The following is a 19,178-nucleotide window of genomic DNA, read 5'->3' on the forward strand; positions in this document are numbered from 1 at the left end:
ATCTGGAACCTGTCCCATTACGTTCTCGCCAGAGAGCGTAATAAGACAGGTTCTGCGTTTAGTTGCCGCGCACTTTATATGGCGCTTGATTTACAACATCTTCTGGTTAACGTTCTGCCAGAAAAATCACTAATTCTTTCGTTGCTCCAGACGGCGTAAGGCGCGTTCACGACGGCTTTCCTCACGGCTTCTGTCCAGCAGAATCTCTTCGATAAACGCCAGGTGACGGTGGGACGCTTCACGCGCCTCTTCCGGCTTCCCGGCAATAATTGCTTCAAAAATACGGGTACGGTGACTGCTAACCAGTGGCAGCATTTCACGACGCGCATACAGCAATTCGAAGTTTTGCCGAACGTTCTGGGCCAGCATCGGCTCCATACACCTTAGCAAATGGAGCAGCACCACATTGTGTGCCGCTTCGGTGACAGCAATTTGATACTGGAGTACCGCATCAGATTCGCCGTCAAGATCGCCGGACTGTTGAGCAAGCTCGATCGCATGGTGGAGTTCACGGATACGCGTTTTGTCTTCATCCGTGCTGCGCAGTGCAGCGTAATAAGCCGCAATACCTTCCAACGCATGGCGCGTCTCAAGCAGGTCAAACTGGGATTCAGGATGGTCGGAGAGCAGCTCTACCAGTGGGTCGCTAAAGCTCTGCCACAGGCTGCTCTGAACAAAAGTGCCACCGCCCTGACGACGAAGCAGTAAGCCCTTCGCTTCAAGGCGTTGGATCGCCTCGCGTAAGGAGGGGCGGGAGACGTCGAACTGTTTTGCCAGCTCGCGTTCCGGTGGGAGTTTTTCTCCGGGGCGAAGTGTCCCCTCAAGAATTAAAAACTCCAGCTGCTGCTCAATCACATCGGAGAGTTTTGGTTGGCGGATTTTGCTGTAGGCCATGATTTCCTGTCTTAAGCCATTTGCCCGGAGTCAATTGGTCTTACCAATTTCATGTTCTTGACGCTAAAGTAACAAAGTATTCACCTTCTGTCCATACAGGTTTTGATTGAAATCAGTAAAGGAGGCATATTTTAACAACATTACAGAAATAACGTTTCAAACATGTAACTATGCACAAATGTTAAATTTACCCACCCCGGGGTAGTTTTAACGGAATTGAAACGAAAGATTATCTCATCTGAACCGATTCACCTGCTTATTTATCGATATATCAACCACTATTATTGAATAGAAATTCAAAATGGAAATTTTGTGGTAGATAAACTCGCATTTACAAATGGTTTCTTTTTATTCAACTCGTCATCTTCCCCGCATAAAGCAGGTGCATTCGCGCTCGCATATCATTATTCTGATCAAGACAAAAGTATTAAGGCAACATTTCATCAAAAGCATCTGTAAACAAATTAATACAACAAACGGAATTGCAAACTTACACACGCATTGCTGCGTAGTTCAAAAAATAAGCACTCGAAATATGAAGAGTAAAACCACACACGAGGTTTCATGATGGAAAGTCAACAGCATGGCGATCAGCTCAAGCGCGGCCTTAAGAACCGCCATATACAGCTAATCGCGCTGGGTGGCGCGATTGGTACCGGGTTATTCCTTGGTAGCGCATCCGTTATCCAGTCTGCAGGACCGGGTATTATTCTGGGTTACGCTATTGCCGGCTTTATCGCCTTTTTGATTATGCGTCAGTTAGGTGAAATGGTGGTTGAAGAGCCCGTTGCAGGCTCATTTAGTCACTTTGCTTATAAATACTGGGGCGGTTTCGCGGGGTTCTCTTCCGGCTGGAACTATTGGGTGCTGTACGTGCTGGTTGCTATGGCTGAGCTAACTGCCGTGGGTAAATACATCCAGTTCTGGTACCCGGAGATCCCAACATGGGTGTCTGCGGCTGCCTTCTTTGTGTTGATCAACGCCATCAACCTGACCAACGTGAAAGTGTTTGGTGAGATGGAGTTCTGGTTCGCCATTATTAAAGTCATTGCCGTCGTAGCGATGATCCTGTTCGGCGGCTGGTTACTGTTTAGCGGTAACGGCGGCCCGCAGGCCAGCGTCAGCAACCTGTGGGACCAGGGAGGCTTCCTGCCGCATGGCTTCACCGGTCTGGTGATGATGATGGCTATTATTATGTTCTCTTTCGGTGGGCTGGAGCTGGTCGGGATCACCGCAGCAGAAGCGGATAACCCGGAGCAAAGCATTCCCAAAGCGACCAACCAGGTTATCTACCGTATCCTGATTTTCTATGTGGGTTCGCTGGCGGTTCTGCTTTCCCTGATGCCGTGGACGCGTGTCACGGCCGATACCAGCCCGTTTGTCCTTATTTTCCACGAGCTGGGCGACACCTTTGTTGCTAATGCCCTGAACATCGTAGTGCTGACTGCCGCCCTTTCTGTCTATAACAGCTGCGTATACTGCAACAGCCGTATGCTGTTCGGTCTGGCACAGCAGGGCAATGCGCCGAAAGCGCTGATGAACGTAGATAAACGCGGTGTACCGGTGAACACCATTCTGGTTTCCGCACTGGTGACGGCTCTTTGTGTGCTGATCAACTACCTGGCACCGGAATCCGCCTTTGGCCTGCTGATGGCGCTGGTGGTTTCCGCACTGGTGATCAACTGGGCAATGATTAGCCTGGCGCACATGAAGTTCCGCAAAGCCAAACAGCAGCAGGGTGTTACCACCCGCTTCCCGGCGCTGCTCTATCCGCTGGGTAACTGGGTGTGCCTGATTTTCATGGCTGCAGTACTGGTGATTATGCTGATGACGCCGGGCATGGCGATCTCGGTATACTTAATCCCTGTATGGATTGCCATTCTTGGCATCGGCTACCTGTGTAAACAGAAAACGGCCGGTGCGGTTAAAGCGCATTAATCCCCCCTCCCCCCACCTGCGTCAGGTGGGGGTTGTTACCTGTCTCACACTTTCCCACTCACGACTGTTTAGTCCATATCAGCGGCGTTATCCTGCAACGCAAAAATACCAGTGCCGGACAATAATTCTCTCCATATCTCATTAATGGAGAGCAGTTGATGGAAACCAGTAAGCTCACGGTGAAAGAAAAGATCGGCTATGGAATGGGCGACGCCGGATGCAACATCATCTTTGGCGCCATCATGTTGTTTGTTAACTATTTTTACACAGACATTTTTGGTCTGGCACCTGCACTGGTCGGCGTATTACTGCTCTCAGTACGCGTTATCGACGCCGTTACCGACCCAATAATGGGCGCGATGGCCGACCGCACCCGTAGTAAATATGGTCGATTTCGTCCATGGCTTTTATGGATGGCTTTCCCGTACGCATTATTCAGCGTACTAATGTTTACCACCCCTGAGTGGACCTATAACAGCAAAGTTATCTATGCGTTCGTTACCTACTTCCTGCTATCTATTACTTATACAGCGATCAACATTCCCTACTGCTCGCTCGGTAGCGTCATCACCAACGATCCGAAGGAACGCGTCGCCTGCCAGTCATATCGCTTTGTGTTGGTAGGCATTGCAACCCTGCTTCTGTCTCTCACCTTGCTGCCAATGGCCGACTGGTTCGGCGGGGAAGACAAAGCCAAAGGATATCAGATGGCGATGGCGGTTCTGGCTTTCATCGGCATGTGTATGTTCCTGTTTTGCTTCGCTACGGTCCGTGAACGCGTACGCCCTGCTGTCCAGACCAATGATGATTTAAAAGCCGATCTGAAAGACGTGTGGAAGAACGATCAGTGGGTAAAAATTCTGCTGTTAACACTGTGCAACGTCTGTCCGGGCTTTATTCGCATGGCTGCCACCATGTACTACGTGACCTGGGTTATGCAGCAAAGCACGCAGTTCGCAACGCTGTTTATCAGTCTTGGTGTGGTCGGCATGATGATCGGCAGTATGCTGGCGAAGGTATTAACCGATCGCTGGTGCAAACTGAAAGTCTTCTTCTGGACCAATATTATCCTGGCGATTTTCTCTGCCGCGTTTTACTTCTTCGATCCGAAAGCCACCATGATGATTATGGTGCTCTACTTCCTGCTCAACATCCTGCACCAAATTCCTTCTCCGCTGCACTGGTCGCTGATGGCGGATGTCGATGACTATGGCGAGTGGAAAACCGGTAAACGCATCACCGGAATCAGCTTCTCCGGTAACCTGTTCTTCCTGAAACTGGGCCTGGCGATTGCCGGAGCGATGGTCGGCTTCCTGCTCTCCTGGTACGGCTACGACGCTGGGGCGAAAGCGCAAAGCGACTCTGCCATTAACGGTATTATGCTGCTGTTTACCATCATACCGGGCGTAGGCTACCTGATTACCGCAGGCGTGGTTCGTCTGCTGAAAGTTGACCGCGAGTTTATGCAACAAATCCAGACAGATTTAGAAAAGCGCCGCACCAACTACCGTGAACTGAATGAATACCACGATATAAAAACGACTGAAACCGTAAGGAAAGCCTAATGAATCAGTGGCCAAATCCCTTTATTGAACAGCGTGCCGATCCGTTTATCTTACGTGACGGTAGCCACTATTATTTCATTGCTTCAGTACCCGAATATGACCGCCTGGAGATACGCCGGGCCGACTCGCTGGAAGGGTTGCGCACCGCCGCCCAGGTTGTCGTCTGGCGCAAACCAGAAAGCGGCCCCATGAGCCAACTCATCTGGGCACCCGAAATCCATCATCTGGCAGGCAAGTGGTACATCTATTTTGCTGCCACCCATACACAGTCGCTCGACAAGCTGGGGATGTTCCAGCATCGCATGTTTGCGCTCGAATGTGCCGACGCCGATCCGCTGACCGGCCAGTGGACTGAGAAAGGTCAGATTAAAACGCAGTTTGATACCTTTGCGCTTGATGCCACCACCTTTAGCCATCAGGGAAAACAGTGGTACCTCTGGGCGCAGAAGTCTCCCGATATCGCCGGAAACTCCAATATCTATCTCGCAGAGCTGGAAAATCCATGGACGATTAAAGGCGAGCCGATCATGCTAAGCCACCCTGAGTATGACTGGGAATGCCGGGGTTTTTGGGTCAACGAAGGTCCTGCCGTCATGGTTCATGGCGATAAGCTGTTTATCAGCTATTCCGCCAGCGCCACCGATGAGAACTACTGTATGGGATTATTGTGGATTGACCTCAACGCCGATCCGCTCAACCCACAGAACTGGCACAAATCACCGCGCCCGGTCTTTACCACCAGTTATGAAAACCGCCAGTTTGGGCCAGGACACAACAGCTTTACACAAACGCCGGAAGGTGAAGATGTGCTGGTGTATCACGCGAGAAACTACACCGAAATCGAGGGCGATCCGCTGTACGACCCAAACCGCCACACTCGTCTGAAGCTCGTGCGTTGGGACGAAAACGGCATGCCAGATTTTGGCGTGCCGCCTGCTGATACGAACTAAACCGTTGCACTGCCCGGTGGCGCTAACGCTTACCGGGCCTACACGTTTTTTCATTGTCGGCCGGATAAGCGTTAGCGCCATCCGGCACAACGCTATACTAATGCCCCATAAATGGTGAGCACCGCAATAACCACCACCACCACAAACGAGGTTTTCTTCGCCAGCGAAACGGCAGCTTTTGGCGTTTCGACTTTATCGGTGTGCGGTTCACGCGCCAGCGAGAACTGCGCCAGACGCGTAAGCACCTGATATTGCGACGTGTGCAGATCCGCAAGCGAGGCAAACCAGGCCGGCAGCGCCTTCTCACCGTGTCCCAATAGCGCATAGACCACGCCCGCCAGACGCACCGGGATCCAATCCAGCACATGCAGGATCGCATCAATACCTGAATGCAGACGCTGGTGCGGTGTCTGATAGCGCGCCAGCCAGGACTGCCAGGCACGTAAAAAAGCATAACCAACCAGCGTCACAGGTCCCCACGGACCACCGACAATCAGCCAAAATAACGGTGCCAGATAAAAGCGGAAGTTGTTCCATAACAGCGCGTTCTGCAGTTCGCGCAAGAATTCACGCTCATCGCAGTCCGGCGGAACCCCATGGATAAGCGTCAGCTCGCTGGCCATCGCATCACGGGCGTGAGCATCATCGCGAGCAGCCGCGTTCAGGTAAGCGTGATAGTGAAGGCGCGCCTTGCCAGCACCGATGCACAGCAAGCCAATTAAGATCCACGCCACCAGCAACGGAACATTAAACAACAGCCCATGAAGTGCGCGCAGTAGCAGAAATGTCACTCCCATCGCAATAAGAGTCATGCCTACCGTACGCATCATCGAGAAATGCTTAGTCCGGCGGAAAAAAGCTTCAATCCGGTGATCAAGCTGCCAGTGCTCACCCAGCTTAAACAGGCGTTCAACAATCAACACCAATAATGTTGTAAACAGCGTCATGTCATCTCCTTGTGCGACGAGGGGGTGACCAGGGCGCGGAACCTTGCCCAGTCAAAGGACGGCCCGGGATCGGTCTTACGCTCGGGCGCAATATTGCAATGTCCTGTCATGTTGTTAGCAATGGCCGGATAACGCGTAATCAGAGTATTCGTCACGGCAGCCAGTTGCTGATACTGCGCATCGGTATAGGCCAGCGTATCCGTCCCTTCCAACTCAATACCAATTGAAAAATCATTACAGAGTTCTCGCCCTTGATAGCTCGACACACCCGCATGCCAGGCGCGTTTATCAAAAGGCACATATTGCACGATTTCACCGTCACGGCGAATCAAACAATGGGCCGAAACACGCAGATGGGCGATCCCGGCAAAATAAGGATGGGCGTTGGGATCAATCGTGCCCGTAAACAGCGCGTCTATCCACGGGCCGCCAAACTCGCCGGGCGGCAGGCTGATATTATGCACCACCAGCAGAGAAGGGTTTTCGTCATCCGGGCGGCAATCGTAATGCGGAGAGGGAACGCGTCGCGCCTCTGCCAGCCAGCCCTCGTCTAACAACATGCAGAATCTCCTTATTGGTGGTGCTCATATCTGGTTCAGGGTAGCATGTTTCCACCTTATGATTCGTTAGCTATTTGGAGTTTTATCATGCCGCCTCGCCGCTATAACCCTGACTACCGACGTGACGCGCTGTTGGAACGCATAAATCTGGATATCCCTGCCGCTGTAGCTCAGGCGCTGCGTGAAGATTTAGGCGGAGAAGTTGATGCCAATAACGATATTACCGCACAGCTTTTACCCGAAGACATGCGCTCCCATGCCACCGTAATCACCCGCGAAGATGGCGTTTTTTGTGGAAAACGTTGGGTGGAAGAGGTCTTTATTCAGCTGGCTGGCGATGATGTCAACATCACCTGGCATGTCGAAGATGGCGACAGCATAAAGGCCAATCAGCCGCTGTTTGAACTGGACGGCCCTTCCCGCGTTTTACTGACCGGTGAACGTACTGCGCTGAATTTTGTGCAGACGCTTTCAGGTGTAGCGAGCGAAGTGCGTAAATACGTCGACCTGTTAGTGGGAACCAAGACCCAACTGCTGGATACGCGTAAAACACTGCCGGGACTGCGTACCGCGCTAAAATACGCCGTATTGTGCGGCGGAGGCGCGAATCATCGTTTGGGGCTGTCCGACGCCTTCCTGATAAAAGAAAACCACATTATTGCTTCCGGCTCGGTACGTCAGGCCGTCGAAAAAGCCTTCTGGTTGCACCCGGATGTGCCGGTTGAAGTCGAAGTAGAAAGCCTGGATGAGCTGGACGACGCGCTGAAAGCCGGGGCCGACATCATCATGCTCGATAACTTCGAAACTGACCAAATGCGCGAAGCGGTAAAACGCACCAACGGCCAGGCGCGTCTGGAAGTGTCGGGCAACGTCACCCATGAAACGCTGCGCGAATTTGCCGAAACCGGTGTCGACTTTATCTCCGTTGGCGCACTGACCAAACATGTTCGCGCACTCGATCTCTCCATGCGATTTCGCTAATTGCTGATTGTATTGCCCGATGACGCTTCGCTTATCGGGCCTACTATACAAGTTTATTCTGTAAGCCGGATACGGCATTTACACCACCATCCGGCAGTTTCTTCGAGTCTCTTCGCAAATACATTGTCTGACTCTGTAATTTCGTAAAAATCCTCTGAACCCACTTTCCCGTTTTGTTTTTTGTCTCTCGTCGTCCTCCCGTCGGTTTGCCAAAGTAGCGCCAGCAAACTCAAGGAGCGAACGATGAACAAGCAACGAGGCTTTACACTTATCGAACTCATGGTGGTAATTGGCATTATTGCCATCCTTAGCGCCATCGGCATTCCGGCATATCAAAACTATCTGCGCAAAGCCGCGCTGACAGACATGCTGCAAACCTTTGTCCCCTATCGCACGGCAGTTGAGCTCTGTGCACTGGAGCATGGCGGAACAGATACCTGCGATGCCGGAACGAATGGTATTCCCTCTCCAACAACTACCCGTTACGTCTCAGCCATGAGCGTTGAAAAGGGAGTTGTCAGTCTTAGTGGGCAGGAAAGCCTGAACGGGCTAAGCATCACCATGACGCCAGGTTGGGACAATGCCAACGGCATTACCGGTTGGAACCGAAACTGCGTCATCCAGAACGACAGCGCATTGCAGCAGGCCTGTGAAGACATTTTCCGCTTTGATACCCACTAAGGAACAGAGATGAACACCACCCAACTTACGGCGCTATGTCAACGTTATCAGGCAATATTACTGGATGCAGACAATGAAGTAGTGCATATCGCCGTCGTAGACGCCCCATCACACGAGCTGCTGGATGCGCTGCATTTTGCCACCATCCGGCGCATCGACATTGTCTGCTGGACACGTCAGCAAATGGAAGGCCACACACATACACCGCAGACAATGCTCCCGGCAGTGGTCACGAAAAGCAGCGCCAGCGCAGCAGACTTGCTGAATCAGACGTTTCATTCCGCTCTGACGCAACGGGCTTCTGATATTCATTTTGAACCCGAGGAAAATCACTATCGAATCAGATTACGCGTAGATGGCGTGCTTCACGCTTTACCGGAAGTGACGACCGAGATGGGCATTGCCATTACCGCAAGGTTAAAAGTATTAGGCAGCCTGGATATCGCCGAGCATCGGCTTCCACAAGACGGACAATTTACCGTTGAGATTTCAGGAGAGCCGGTCTCGTTTCGCATCGCCACCCTGCCCTGTCGCTACGGCGAAAAGGTCGTGTTGCGGCTACTTCATCAGGTCGATCAGTCACTGGAGATCGCCGCGCTGGGAATGCAAGACGCGCAGCTGACCGCATTTTCGCAAGCCTTGCAGCAGCCTCAGGGGCTGATTCTGGTTACCGGGCCTACCGGAAGCGGCAAAACGGTCACGCTGTACAGTGCGCTGCAAACCCGAAACACCCCGGATGTGAATCTTTGTAGCGTGGAAGATCCGGTAGAGATCCCGATCGCAGGTCTCAACCAGACGCAAACTCACCCACGTGCCGGCCTGACTTTTCAGGGAGTCTTACGTGCTCTGCTGCGCCAGGATCCCGACATTATCATGGTGGGTGAAATCCGCGATGGCGAAACGGCCGAAATAGCCCTTAAAGCAGCGCAAACCGGCCATCTGGTTCTTTCTACGCTGCATACCAATTCCACCAGTGAAACGCTGGTGCGCCTGCAACAAATGGGTGTCGCACGCTGGATGATCGCCTCCGCGCTGACGCTCGTTATTGCACAGCGGTTGGTCAGAAAGTTGTGCCCCCATTGCCGACAACGTCAGAGTACGCCTATCACGCTCCCGAAAGCTGTCTGGCCTACACCACTACCGAATTGGCAGGCCCCTGGCTGCAAACATTGTTATCACGGATTTTATGGTCGTGCGGCATTGTTTGAAGTGCTCCCTGTTACTCCGGCATTACGTCAGAGTATTGCCAGTGGCACATCCGTAGACGAAGTGGAGTCTGATGCTCAGCAATCAGGAATGAGAACGCTATTCGAGAATGGCTGTCAGGCCGTCGAGCAAGGGTTAACGACATTTGAAGAGCTGATTCGTGTACTGGGCATGCCTCATGTCCACTAAACAGCTTTGGCGCTGGCAAGGTATTAACAACGAAGGTAAATCGCTGGAAGGCACACTATGGGCCGATACCCGACCGTCATTGATGCTGGCTCTTGAGAAACAACAGATTACGCCGCTGCGCATTAAACGTATGCGTGTCAAAACCTCGCACTGGAGCCGTACAAGAAGTGCCGAAACCATACACCAGTTGGCGACATTACTAAAGGCAGGGTTAACGCTCTCAACAGGGCTAGCTCTGCTTGCTGAACAGCATCCCAGCAGTCAATGGCAGGCGCTACTGCGTACGCTGGCTTACGATATGGAACAGGGCATTACCCTCTCCACCTCGTTATCACAATGGCAACACGTTTTTCCGCCCCTTTACCAGGCAATGATCCGCACCGGAGAGCTTACGGGTAAGCTGGACGACTGCTGTTTTGAACTCGCCCACCAGCAAAAGAAACAACAGCAACTTGCTGATAAAGTTAGAAAAGCCCTGCGATATCCGATCATCATCATAACAATGGCAGTGATGGTCGTATTTGCGATGCTGCAGTTTGTACTCCCTGAGTTTGCCGCTATTTACCAGACGTTCAACACCCCGCTACCGGCGCTCACTCAGTGGATTATTACCATCGCACACTGTAGCAGCCAATGGGGATGGCTGGCGGTAGCACTTGGCCTGGTAGCAGTTGCCACACATCATTTGATAAAGCAGAAACCGTACTGGCTCATTCTGCGCCAGAAATTGCTGCTCAGCCTCCCGGTCATAGGGCCGATGGTGAGAGGGCAAAAACTCACGCAGATATTCACTGTTCTGGCGTTAACGCAAAATGCGGGCATTCCCTTTTTGCAGGGTCTTGAGAGCGTTACCGAAACGCTGGCTAACCCTTTCTGGTCGCAACGTTTAGCACTGGTTCAGCAGGATATCAGCGCTGGAAAACCGATCTGGTTAGCGCTTAAAAATAGTGATGAATTCAGCCCATTGTGTATACAGCTGGTCAGAACGGGTGAAGCTTCCGGCTCGCTGGATGCAATGCTGCGCAATCTTGCGCATCACCATGGCGATAAAACCCTGGCTCAGGCTGAGAATTTGGCTGCATTACTTGAGCCTGCGTTGCTGATCATTACGGGGCTTATCATCGGTACCCTAGTCGTCGCGATGTATTTACCGATTTTCCATTTGGGAGATGCGATGAGCGGAGTGGGATAAATTCAAATGCCGGATGGCGGCGTAACGCCATCCGGCATTTCACAGAACTAGCTGTTCTTACAGGCTATTGAAAACACGGTTTTCTTGTTCCTGTACACGAATAAACGTTGTACGTTTGGTCAGCTCTTTCAGACGGGATGCGCCTACATAGGTGCAAGCAGAACGCAGGCCGCCGAGGATATCGCGAGCGGTATTATCAACCGGGCCGCGCAGTGGCAGCTTGACGGTCTTACCTTCTGCAGCGCGGTACTGTGCAACACCACCTACGTGACGCGTCATTGCAGATTCAGAGCTCATACCGTAGAACAGCATGAATTTCTCACCGTTCTCTTCAACAATTTTGCCGCCACTTTCTTCATGACCAGCCAGCATGCCGCCGAGCATCACGAAGTCTGCACCGCCACCGAACGCTTTTGCCACGTCACCCGGCATTGTGCAACCGCCGTCGCTGACAATCATGCCACCCAGACCGTGGGCTGCATCGGCGCATTCAATAACTGCAGAAAGCTGTGGATAGCCAACGCCGGTTTTTACACGTGTGGTACATACTGAACCTGGGCCAATGCCGACTTTGACAATATCAGCACCGGAGAGCACCAGCTCTTCACACATTTCACCGGTGACCACATTGCCCGCACAGATCGTTTTTGTCGGCCATGCTTCACGCGCTTTCGACACGAACTGAACAAAATGCTCTGAGTAGCCATTGGCCACATCAATGCAGATAAAGTTCAGCACGGGGTTGAGCGCCAGAATCTGTTTAGTTTTTTCGAAATCTGCATCAGACGTACCGGTTGAAACCATTACGTGTTTGAGCACATCGGCAGAGCTCTCTGCGATGAAGGCGGCCCAGTCTTCAACAGAATAGTGTTTGTGCACAGCGGTCAGGATGTCGAAGGATGCCAGTGCCGTTGCCATGGCAAACGTCCCGACAGTGTCCATGTTCGCGGCAATAATAGGTACGCCGGACCAGGTCTGACCTGAATGCTTAAAGGTAAATTGACGTTCCAGCTCAACATCGGAACGGCTTTTGAGAGTAGAACGCTTAGGGCGGATAAGAACGTCTTTGAAACCTAACTTCAGATCTTCTTCGATACGCATGTGCGGATTCCTGGGGTTAATGGCGAAAAATCGAAACTCACAACTCCAGTGACGCTATCATACGCACTAATCAATGCCGCGCAAGACTGCGAAATTCTCTTTTTTTACGCTACAATCCCATAAATTTACCTGGCGAATAGTAGGTTAATCCTGCAGCAGCCTCGCCTTCGCACGCATAACTTTTAACTGTTTGATAATCAAACTTAAACTCCAGGATCGGCATCTATGAGGTATACGGTAGCCTTAACCGGCGGCATTGGCAGTGGTAAAAGCACCGTTGCAAATGCGTTCGCTGACCTCGGAATAAACGTCATTGATGCAGATATTATTGCGCGCCAGGTGGTTGAACCCGGCACACCTGCTCTTAAGGCGATCGAAGAACATTTTGGTTCCGACGTTATAGCCGCAGACGGATCGTTGCAGCGACGCATTTTACGCGAACGCATTTTTTCCAATCCTGAGGAGAAAAGCTGGCTGAATGCCCTGCTCCATCCGCTTATTCAGCAGGAAACGCAGCGTCAGTTTCAGCAAGCAACCTCTCCTTATCTGCTATGGGTTGTCCCTTTGCTGGTGGAAAATTCGCTGTATAAAAAAGCCGACCGCGTACTCGTGGTGGATGTCACCCCCGAAACCCAGCTCAGACGCACCATGCAGCGTGATGACGTCACGCGTGAGCATGTAGAACAAATTCTTGCTGCCCAGGCAACGCGTGAAGCGCGGCTGGCCGTGGCAGACGATGTTATTGATAATAATGGCGCACCGGAAGCCATCGCCTCGGATGTCGCCCGCCTGCACGCGCTCTATTTGCAATGCGCGTCGCAGTTTGTCTCACAGGAAAAACCGTAATGCACACCCAGGTCCTTTTTGAACACCCTCTCAATGAGAAGATGCGCACATGGCTGCGCATTGAGTTTTTAATCCAACAGCTCTCCGTTAATTTGCCCATTGCTGACCATGCCGGCGCTCTGCATTTTTTCCGCAATATCGGAGATTTACTGGATGTATTTGAACGCGGCGAAGTCCGCACCGAACTCCTCAAGGAACTGGAGCGACAGCAGCGTAAACTCCAGGCCTGGGTCGAAGTTCCCGGCGTCGATCAAAGCAGAATCGACTCTTTGCGTCAGCAGTTAAAAAGTGCAGGCAGCATTCTGATTTCTGCCCCGCGTATTGGACAGACGCTGCGCGAAGATCGTCTGATTGGTCTCGTCCGTCAGCGTTTAAGTATTCCTGGCGGGTGCTGCAGTTTCGATCTGCCGACCCTGCATATCTGGTTACACCTGGCACAGTCGCATCGTGACGCGCAGGTTGAAACCTGGCTTGCCAGCCTGAATCCGCTCAATCAGGCGCTGTCGCTGGTACTGGATTTAATTCGCAACTCAGCGCCGTTTCGTAAGCAAACCAGCCTGAATGGTTTTTATCAGGACAACGGCGAAGATGCAGATCTGCTACGCTTGCAGCTGCCGCTTGATTCGCTGCTTTATCCGCAAATTTCTGGTCATAAGAGCCGTTTTGCCATCCGTTTTATGCCGCTGGATAGCGAGAATGGTCAGGTGCCTGAGCGCCTCGATTTTGAACTGGCGTGCTGTTAAGGAGTCAACATGTCTGAACAAACCATCGTCAACTGCCCAACCTGCGGCAAGCCTGTAGTATGGGCTGAGGTCAGTCCGTTTCGCCCATTCTGCAGCAAGCGCTGCCAGTTAATCGATCTGGGAGAGTGGGCCGCAGAAGAGAAACGCATCCCAAGCTCTGGCGATCTGTCAGAAAGCGACGACTGGAGTGAAGAACAGAAGTAATTCTGCTAAAACGATGGGTCGGATTAGGCAACGCCGCATCCGGCATTTTATGTTGTTTTGCCTGATGGCGCTGCGCTTATCAGGCCTACGAACTAAAACGTTGGGCGAGCATGCGTAGCGCCCCCGCCATAATTTGCCGGATGCGGCGTTGCCTTATCCGGCCTACAGCACCATTAGCCAGCTATCAGCTTTTCAATGACCGGTGCATTCGCGGGCGGGAAATCCTGCGCATTCAGAGCATCTTGCGCAATCCACTGCGCCGGTTGCCCCTCTTTTCCCCACGGCTCGCCTTCCCAGCTTTCAACCAGCCAGAACCACAGAGTGATATGCCTGTCCGGAAACTGATACTCCAGCTTTTCGAACAATGAGCTTTGAGTAGGCGTGATCCCCACTTCTTCCTGTAGCTCGCGAATCAGCGCCTGCTCCGGTGTTTCGCCCGCTTCAATTTTCCCGCCGGGGAACTCCAGCTTATTGGCCATGTGGGCATCAGCCGCACGCTGGGTGATAAAAATTTCATGTTGATGATTACGAATAATCCCGACGGCGATTTGCAGTATTTTCATCTTTATCGTCCATAAAAAAGGCGCAGAATTCTGCGCCTTTTCAGTAAGTTATTTTCTTAGCTCAGACGGCCGTGGCACTGTTTGTATTTTTTGCCAGAGCCGCAAGGACACGGATCGTTACGACCCACTTTACGATCGCCAGTTTGTGCTGCCAGCTCTTCTGCCGCGGCAGAATCGTCGCCTTTATGGCTCAATTGCTGCATCTGCGCTAAGCGCTCAGCTTCTTCACGACGCTGCTGCTCCATGGCTTCGACTTCTTCAGGCATACGCACCTGAACTTTGCTCAGGGTGCTGATCACTTCGTATTTCAGTGATTCCAGCATTGACGCAAACATAGAGAAAGATTCACGCTTGTATTCCTGCTTCGGATCTTTTTGCGCATAACCACGCAGGTGGATACCCTGGCGCAGATAGTCCATCGCAGCAAGGTGCTCTTTCCACAGGGAGTCGAGAGTTTGCAGCATCACGCCTTTTTCGAAGTGACGCATCATCTCCGCGCCCACAACTTCCTCTTTACGCTGATAAACTTCGATGGCGTTTGCCAGGATACGTTCACGCAGCGTTTCTTCGTGCAGCTCAGGCTCTTTATCCAGCCACTCTGAAATCGGCATCTCAAGATCGAAGTCGTTTTTCAGACGTTCCTGCAGACCCGGGATATCCCACATTTCCTCCAGAGACTGCGGCGGAATATAGGCATCAATAGTTGCTTTGAAGACATCTTCGCGGATGCTGTTGATGGTTTCGCTAACATCAGTTACGTCCAGCAGTTCGTTACGCTGGGTGTAGATAGCACGACGCTGGTCGTTGGCGACGTCATCATATTCCAGCAACTGCTTACGAATATCGAAGTTGCGGCTTTCCACTTTACGCTGCGCGTTAGCAATTGCTTTGGTCACCCATGGGTGTTCAATGGCTTCGCCAGGCTTCATACCCAGTTTACGCATCATGCCTGACACGCGGTCAGAGGCAAAAATACGCATCAGCGCATCTTCCATCGACAGATAGAAACGGGAAGAGCCCGCATCACCCTGACGGCCCGAACGACCACGCAGCTGGTTATCGATACGGCGAGATTCGTGACGCTCGGTACCGATAATATGCAAGCCACCGGCTGCTAATACCGCGTCATGGCGAACCTGCCACTCGGCTTTAATCTGCGCGATTTGTTCCGGAGTTGGGTTTTCCAGCTCGGCAACTTCCGCCTGCCAGCTACCGCCCAGCACGATATCGGTACCACGACCTGCCATGTTCGTCGCGATAGTCACGGCTGACGGATAACCCGCCTGGGCGACGATTGCAGCTTCGTTGGCGTGGAACTTGGCGTTCAGAACGTTGTGTTTGATACCCGCTTTGCTCAGCTCGTTAGACACTACTTCCGATTTTTCAATGGAGATAGTACCTACCAGTACCGGCTGGCCATTTGCAGTACGCTCTTTAATATCTTCAATGATCGCCTGAATTTTTTCCGCTTCGGTCATGTATACCAGATCCGGTAAATCCTTACGGATCATCGGACGGTTGGTCGGCACAACCACGGTATCCAGTTTGTAGATGGAGCTAAATTCAAACGCTTCAGTGTCGGCTGTACCGGTCATACCGGCCAGTTTTTCGTACAAACGGAAGTAGTTCTGGAAGGTAATAGATGCCAGCGTCTGGTTCTCGTTCTGGATCTCTACGCCTTCTTTAGCTTCAACAGCCTGGTGCAGACCATCGGACCAGCGACGCCCCTGCATGGTACGACCGGTGTGTTCATCGACGATGATAACTTCGCCGTCTTTCACGATGTAATCTACGTCGCGGGTAAACAGCACGTGCGCACGCAGTGCGGCAGTCACGTGGTGCATCAGCATAATGTTACCAGGAGAGTACAGTGACTCGCCCTCGTCCATAATGCCTTCGTTAACCAGCAGCTCTTCAATCAGTACCAGACCACGCTCGGTCAGGTTAACCTGGCGCGCTTTCTCATCAACAGAGAAGTGGCCTTCGCCCTGGAACGTGTCGGAATCTTCCTTCTCCTGACGGATCAGGTGCGGGATGATTTTATTAACTTTTTTGTACATTTCCGAGCTGTCTTCAGCCGGGCCGGAAATGATCAGCGGCGTACGCGCTTCATCGATCAGGATGGAGTCGACTTCATCGACCAGCGCATAGTGCAGTTTACGTTGAACACGCTCTTCCGGACTAAACGCCATGTTGTCACGCAGGTAGTCAAAGCCGTATTCGTTATTGGTACCGTAAGTAATATCGGCGTTATAGGCTTCACGCTTGGCTGGCGCAGGCAGGCCAGACATGTTGATACCAACGGTCATGCCGAGGAATTCAAACAGCGGGCGGTTATTTTCGGCATCACGCTGAGCCAGATAGTCGTTCACGGTAACCACGTGTACGCCCTTCCCGCTTAATGCGTTCAGGTAGGCTGGCAGCGTCGCGGTCAGGGTTTTACCTTCACCTGTACGCATTTCCGCGATGCAGCGATCGTTAAGCACCATACCGCCCAGCAGCTGAACGTCGAAGTGACGCATACCGAACACGCGCTTACTCGCTTCACGCACTACTGCGAACGCTTCCGGGATCAGGCTCTCAACGCTGGCACCTTTTTCCAGACGGGCGCGGAATTCAGCGGTCTTCGCTTTCAGTTCATCATCGGAGAGTTTTTCCATCTCCGGTTCCATCGCATTGATGACATTGACCACTTTACGCATACGACGCAGCGTACGCTCGTTACGGCTACCGAATACTTTCGTTAATAATTTGATTAGCATAATAAAATCTCAAACGCCCCGCGGTGCGGAGTCAAAAATTATAAGTTGGAAGGTTCTTTTTTAGCTGAGGCGTTGAGGACCAGCGCGGATACCCTGCAGCTGGCTAATCCAGACCGGAACGCTAAACGCGGCCTGAGAGGTAAAGTGTGCGTATGTCACGCGACTTACTGTCGCGGGCGGAGTGCCTTCTTGCGTCAGCATCGCGCTGAGCGTATTCAGTAACGCAAGATGGTGCGCCTGGATTGGCAATGGCTCTTCGGCAACGGGCAACGCCTGAGGTGCCATGGCAAAAGAAAGATGGCGGATAACCGTACGAATGGCATGTTGATGCCAGTAATCGACGGTAAAATTTGGGCGCCGATTGGTCGCTTCCAGCAAAGCAAGCTGGCTAAAGTTAACTTTAGCACCTTGATCGTGATTGCTGGCGGTCGCCTTCGCGGGAGTATTAGGTTCAGCAGCATTACCGAGCGCGGGCAGGCCAAAACTAGCCGCGACCATCCCCAACAGGAGATGCGGCCAGAAGTACCGTCTGCCTAACTGTCGCCAGCGCGTCAGTATTCCACTCACGTTATTGCCACCTGATATACCCTGCGTTTGGGGTTACAAATGCAAAACCATTTTTTGCGCACAAATCTTACCATTAATGCGTTCGCACCACAGCAGTAATGACAGCAAGTCGCGGGTAAATATGCTTAAGAAAGCAGCGATCGAACGGTATTTTAATCTACCTGTGGGGAAAAAGTCGCTTCAGATAAGGTGGTTTGCACTCGGAAGATAAAAAAACGACTGGCTCACCTGGCCGGAGAGAGTGCCAGATTTACCAGTCGAATTTATGCGACAGCGTATGTCGTTATGCCAGTACGGTCGATGGTGCTTTGAACGCCAACGGCAGTTCTGCATCGTCCTGGAAGGTCACATATTCCCAGGCTTCCTGTTTTGCCAGGACCGCCTGCAGCAGTTTGTTATTCAATGCATGACCGGATTTATACGCGGTAAATGCACCAATAATGTTGTGACCACACATGAACAAGTCACCGATCGCGTCGAGCATTTTGTGACGAACGAATTCATCTTCAAAACGCAGGCCGTCTTCGTTCAATACGCGATAATCGTCAACAACGATGGCACAATCGAAGCTGCCGCCCAGGCACAGGCCGCGGGACTGCAGATATTCGATATCACGCATGAAGCCGAAAGTACGCGCACGGCTGATCTGACGCATGAACGCATCCGCAGAGAAGTTCATCGCGTAGCGCTGCGTGCTGGAGTCGATCGCCGGATGGTTAAAGTCGATGGTGAAATCCAACGTAAAACCATTATACGGCTTAAACTCAGCCCACTTATCGCCATCTTCGACACGAACGGTCTCTTTGATGCGAACAAATTTTTTGGCGCTGCTCAGTTCTTCAATACCTGCATCAAGCAGCAGATAAACGAACGGAGCGGCACTGCCATCCATGATCGGGATTTCCGGTGCGTTAACTTCAATAACGATGTTATCGATACCTAAACCCGCCAGAGCAGCATTAAGGTGCTCTACGGTTGAAATCCGTACATCATGCTCATTGACCAGACACGTACAGAGCATGGTATCACGCACAGATTTGGCATCGGCCGGGAAATCTACCGGAGGATTCAAGTCGGTGCGACGATAGATGACCCCGGTGTTGGCCGGCGCAGGGCGTAATGTCAGGGTGACTTTTTTGCCGGTATGCAAACCGACGCCAGTCGCCTGAACGATACGTTTAAGAGTCCTTTGTTTGATCATCGTATAATCTCGCCAAATTACCTATCCAACCGAAGTGTACTATACATTCGGTGGGCCAGTTTAGCACAAAGAGCCACAATTCCCAAAT

Annotated in this window: 18 protein-coding genes; 10 read left to right on the forward strand and 8 right to left on the reverse strand. The window is 51.9% G+C overall.

All coding sequences use genetic code 11. The features are described 5' to 3' along the window. Positions 1-129: 129 nt before the first annotated feature. The gene (pdhR, locus tag OGY71_RS21160) at positions 130-894 is read right to left on the reverse strand and encodes a pyruvate dehydrogenase complex transcriptional repressor PdhR (protein WP_003018699.1); all 765 of its coding nucleotides are present in this window, start codon (positions 892-894) and stop codon (positions 130-132) included. A 564-nt stretch (positions 895-1,458) separates the two neighbouring features. On the opposite strand from pdhR, the gene aroP reads away from it, so the two are divergent. The 3 genes from aroP (at position 1,459) to OGY71_RS21175 (ending at position 5,347) form a co-directional block, all read left to right on the forward strand. Further along, positions 1,459-2,832: an aromatic amino acid transporter AroP gene (aroP, locus tag OGY71_RS21165; RefSeq protein ID WP_008786209.1), complete on the forward strand. Its 1,374-nt coding sequence runs from the start codon at positions 1,459-1,461 to the stop codon at positions 2,830-2,832. Positions 2,833-2,990: 158 nt separating this feature from the next. Beyond that, positions 2,991-4,397, forward strand: coding sequence for a glycoside-pentoside-hexuronide (GPH):cation symporter (locus tag OGY71_RS21170; RefSeq protein WP_126956882.1), 1,407 nt, complete (start codon positions 2,991-2,993; stop codon positions 4,395-4,397). Beyond that, a complete protein-coding gene (locus tag OGY71_RS21175) occupies positions 4,397-5,347 on the forward strand; it encodes a glycoside hydrolase family 43 protein (protein ID WP_063941112.1) in 951 nt (316 codons plus the stop codon). Before OGY71_RS21170 ends, OGY71_RS21175 begins: the two co-directional genes overlap by 1 nt. A 92-nt stretch (positions 5,348-5,439) precedes the next feature. Here the strand turns inward: OGY71_RS21175 and ampE are convergent, their stop codons facing one another. Beyond that, positions 5,440-6,294, reverse strand: a complete 855-nt coding sequence (gene ampE / locus OGY71_RS21180; RefSeq protein ID WP_063941111.1) for a beta-lactamase regulator AmpE — start codon at positions 6,292-6,294, stop codon at positions 5,440-5,442. Continuing rightward, positions 6,291-6,854 (reverse strand): 1,6-anhydro-N-acetylmuramyl-L-alanine amidase AmpD, encoded by a 564-nt coding sequence (ampD, locus tag OGY71_RS21185; RefSeq protein ID WP_286613672.1) that lies wholly within the window; start codon positions 6,852-6,854, stop codon positions 6,291-6,293. Before ampD ends, ampE begins: the two co-directional genes overlap by 4 nt. 87 nt (positions 6,855-6,941) lie before the next feature. Here ampD and nadC point away from each other — a divergent pair, with 87 nt between their 5' ends. The 4 genes from nadC (at position 6,942) to hofC (ending at position 11,103) form a co-directional block, all read left to right on the forward strand. Beyond that, entirely contained in the window at positions 6,942-7,835 is an 894-nt protein-coding gene (gene nadC, locus OGY71_RS21190; protein WP_003829503.1) for a carboxylating nicotinate-nucleotide diphosphorylase, read from the forward strand. 243 nt (positions 7,836-8,078) lie between these two features. Then, positions 8,079-8,516 carry a prepilin peptidase-dependent pilin gene (ppdD, locus tag OGY71_RS21195; RefSeq protein ID WP_063941110.1) on the forward strand — a complete coding sequence of 146 codons (438 nt, stop codon included), beginning with the start codon at positions 8,079-8,081 and terminating at the stop codon, positions 8,514-8,516. A gap of 9 nt (positions 8,517-8,525) precedes the next feature. Next, positions 8,526-9,911 carry a type II secretion system protein GspE gene (gene gspE, locus OGY71_RS21200; protein WP_286613676.1) on the forward strand — a complete coding sequence of 462 codons (1,386 nt, stop codon included), beginning with the start codon at positions 8,526-8,528 and terminating at the stop codon, positions 9,909-9,911. After that, positions 9,901-11,103 carry a protein transport protein HofC gene (hofC, locus tag OGY71_RS21205; RefSeq protein WP_286613678.1) on the forward strand — a complete coding sequence of 401 codons (1,203 nt, stop codon included), beginning with the start codon at positions 9,901-9,903 and terminating at the stop codon, positions 11,101-11,103. Before gspE ends, hofC begins: the two co-directional genes overlap by 11 nt. Positions 11,104-11,160: 57 nt before the next feature. Here the strand turns inward: hofC and OGY71_RS21210 are convergent, their stop codons facing one another. Further along, complete coding sequence (locus OGY71_RS21210; RefSeq protein ID WP_286613682.1) at positions 11,161-12,204, reverse strand: GMP reductase; 1,044 nt, start codon at positions 12,202-12,204, stop codon at positions 11,161-11,163. Between the two features lie 225 nt (positions 12,205-12,429). Between OGY71_RS21210 and coaE the strand changes: the two genes are divergently transcribed. From coaE to yacG, 3 genes are read left to right on the forward strand one after another with little or no spacing between them, the layout of a single operon-like run. Beyond that, positions 12,430-13,050 (forward strand): dephospho-CoA kinase, encoded by a 621-nt coding sequence (gene coaE, locus OGY71_RS21215; RefSeq protein WP_003829511.1) that lies wholly within the window; start codon positions 12,430-12,432, stop codon positions 13,048-13,050. Beyond that, positions 13,050-13,793 carry a cell division protein ZapD gene (zapD, locus tag OGY71_RS21220; RefSeq protein ID WP_003829513.1) on the forward strand — a complete coding sequence of 248 codons (744 nt, stop codon included), beginning with the start codon at positions 13,050-13,052 and terminating at the stop codon, positions 13,791-13,793. Before coaE ends, zapD begins: the two co-directional genes overlap by 1 nt. Before the next feature lie 9 nt (positions 13,794-13,802). Continuing rightward, positions 13,803-13,997, forward strand: a complete 195-nt coding sequence (yacG, locus tag OGY71_RS21225) for a DNA gyrase inhibitor YacG (protein WP_003018740.1) — start codon at positions 13,803-13,805, stop codon at positions 13,995-13,997. 173 nt (positions 13,998-14,170) lie between these two features. On the opposite strand, the gene mutT is transcribed toward yacG, so the two are convergent. The 4 genes from mutT to lpxC all read right to left on the reverse strand — a co-directional run bounded on the left by mutT (position 14,171) and on the right by lpxC (position 19,090). Next, positions 14,171-14,560 carry an 8-oxo-dGTP diphosphatase MutT gene (mutT, locus tag OGY71_RS21230; RefSeq protein WP_063941107.1) on the reverse strand — a complete coding sequence of 130 codons (390 nt, stop codon included), beginning with the start codon at positions 14,558-14,560 and terminating at the stop codon, positions 14,171-14,173. Between the two features lie 56 nt (positions 14,561-14,616). Beyond that, positions 14,617-17,322 carry a preprotein translocase subunit SecA gene (gene secA, locus OGY71_RS21235; protein WP_003829517.1) on the reverse strand — a complete coding sequence of 902 codons (2,706 nt, stop codon included), beginning with the start codon at positions 17,320-17,322 and terminating at the stop codon, positions 14,617-14,619. A gap of 60 nt (positions 17,323-17,382) precedes the next feature. Then, positions 17,383-17,889, reverse strand: coding sequence for a secA translation cis-regulator SecM (gene secM, locus OGY71_RS21240; protein WP_003829520.1), 507 nt, complete (start codon positions 17,887-17,889; stop codon positions 17,383-17,385). 283 nt (positions 17,890-18,172) lie between these two features. Then, positions 18,173-19,090, reverse strand: coding sequence for a UDP-3-O-acyl-N-acetylglucosamine deacetylase (gene lpxC, locus OGY71_RS21245; protein WP_006686706.1), 918 nt, complete (start codon positions 19,088-19,090; stop codon positions 18,173-18,175). Positions 19,091-19,178 lie beyond the last annotated feature (88 nt).

The organism is Citrobacter sp. Cpo109 (assembly GCF_030332565.1).
GTDB lineage: Bacteria > Pseudomonadota > Gammaproteobacteria > Enterobacterales > Enterobacteriaceae > Citrobacter > Citrobacter portucalensis.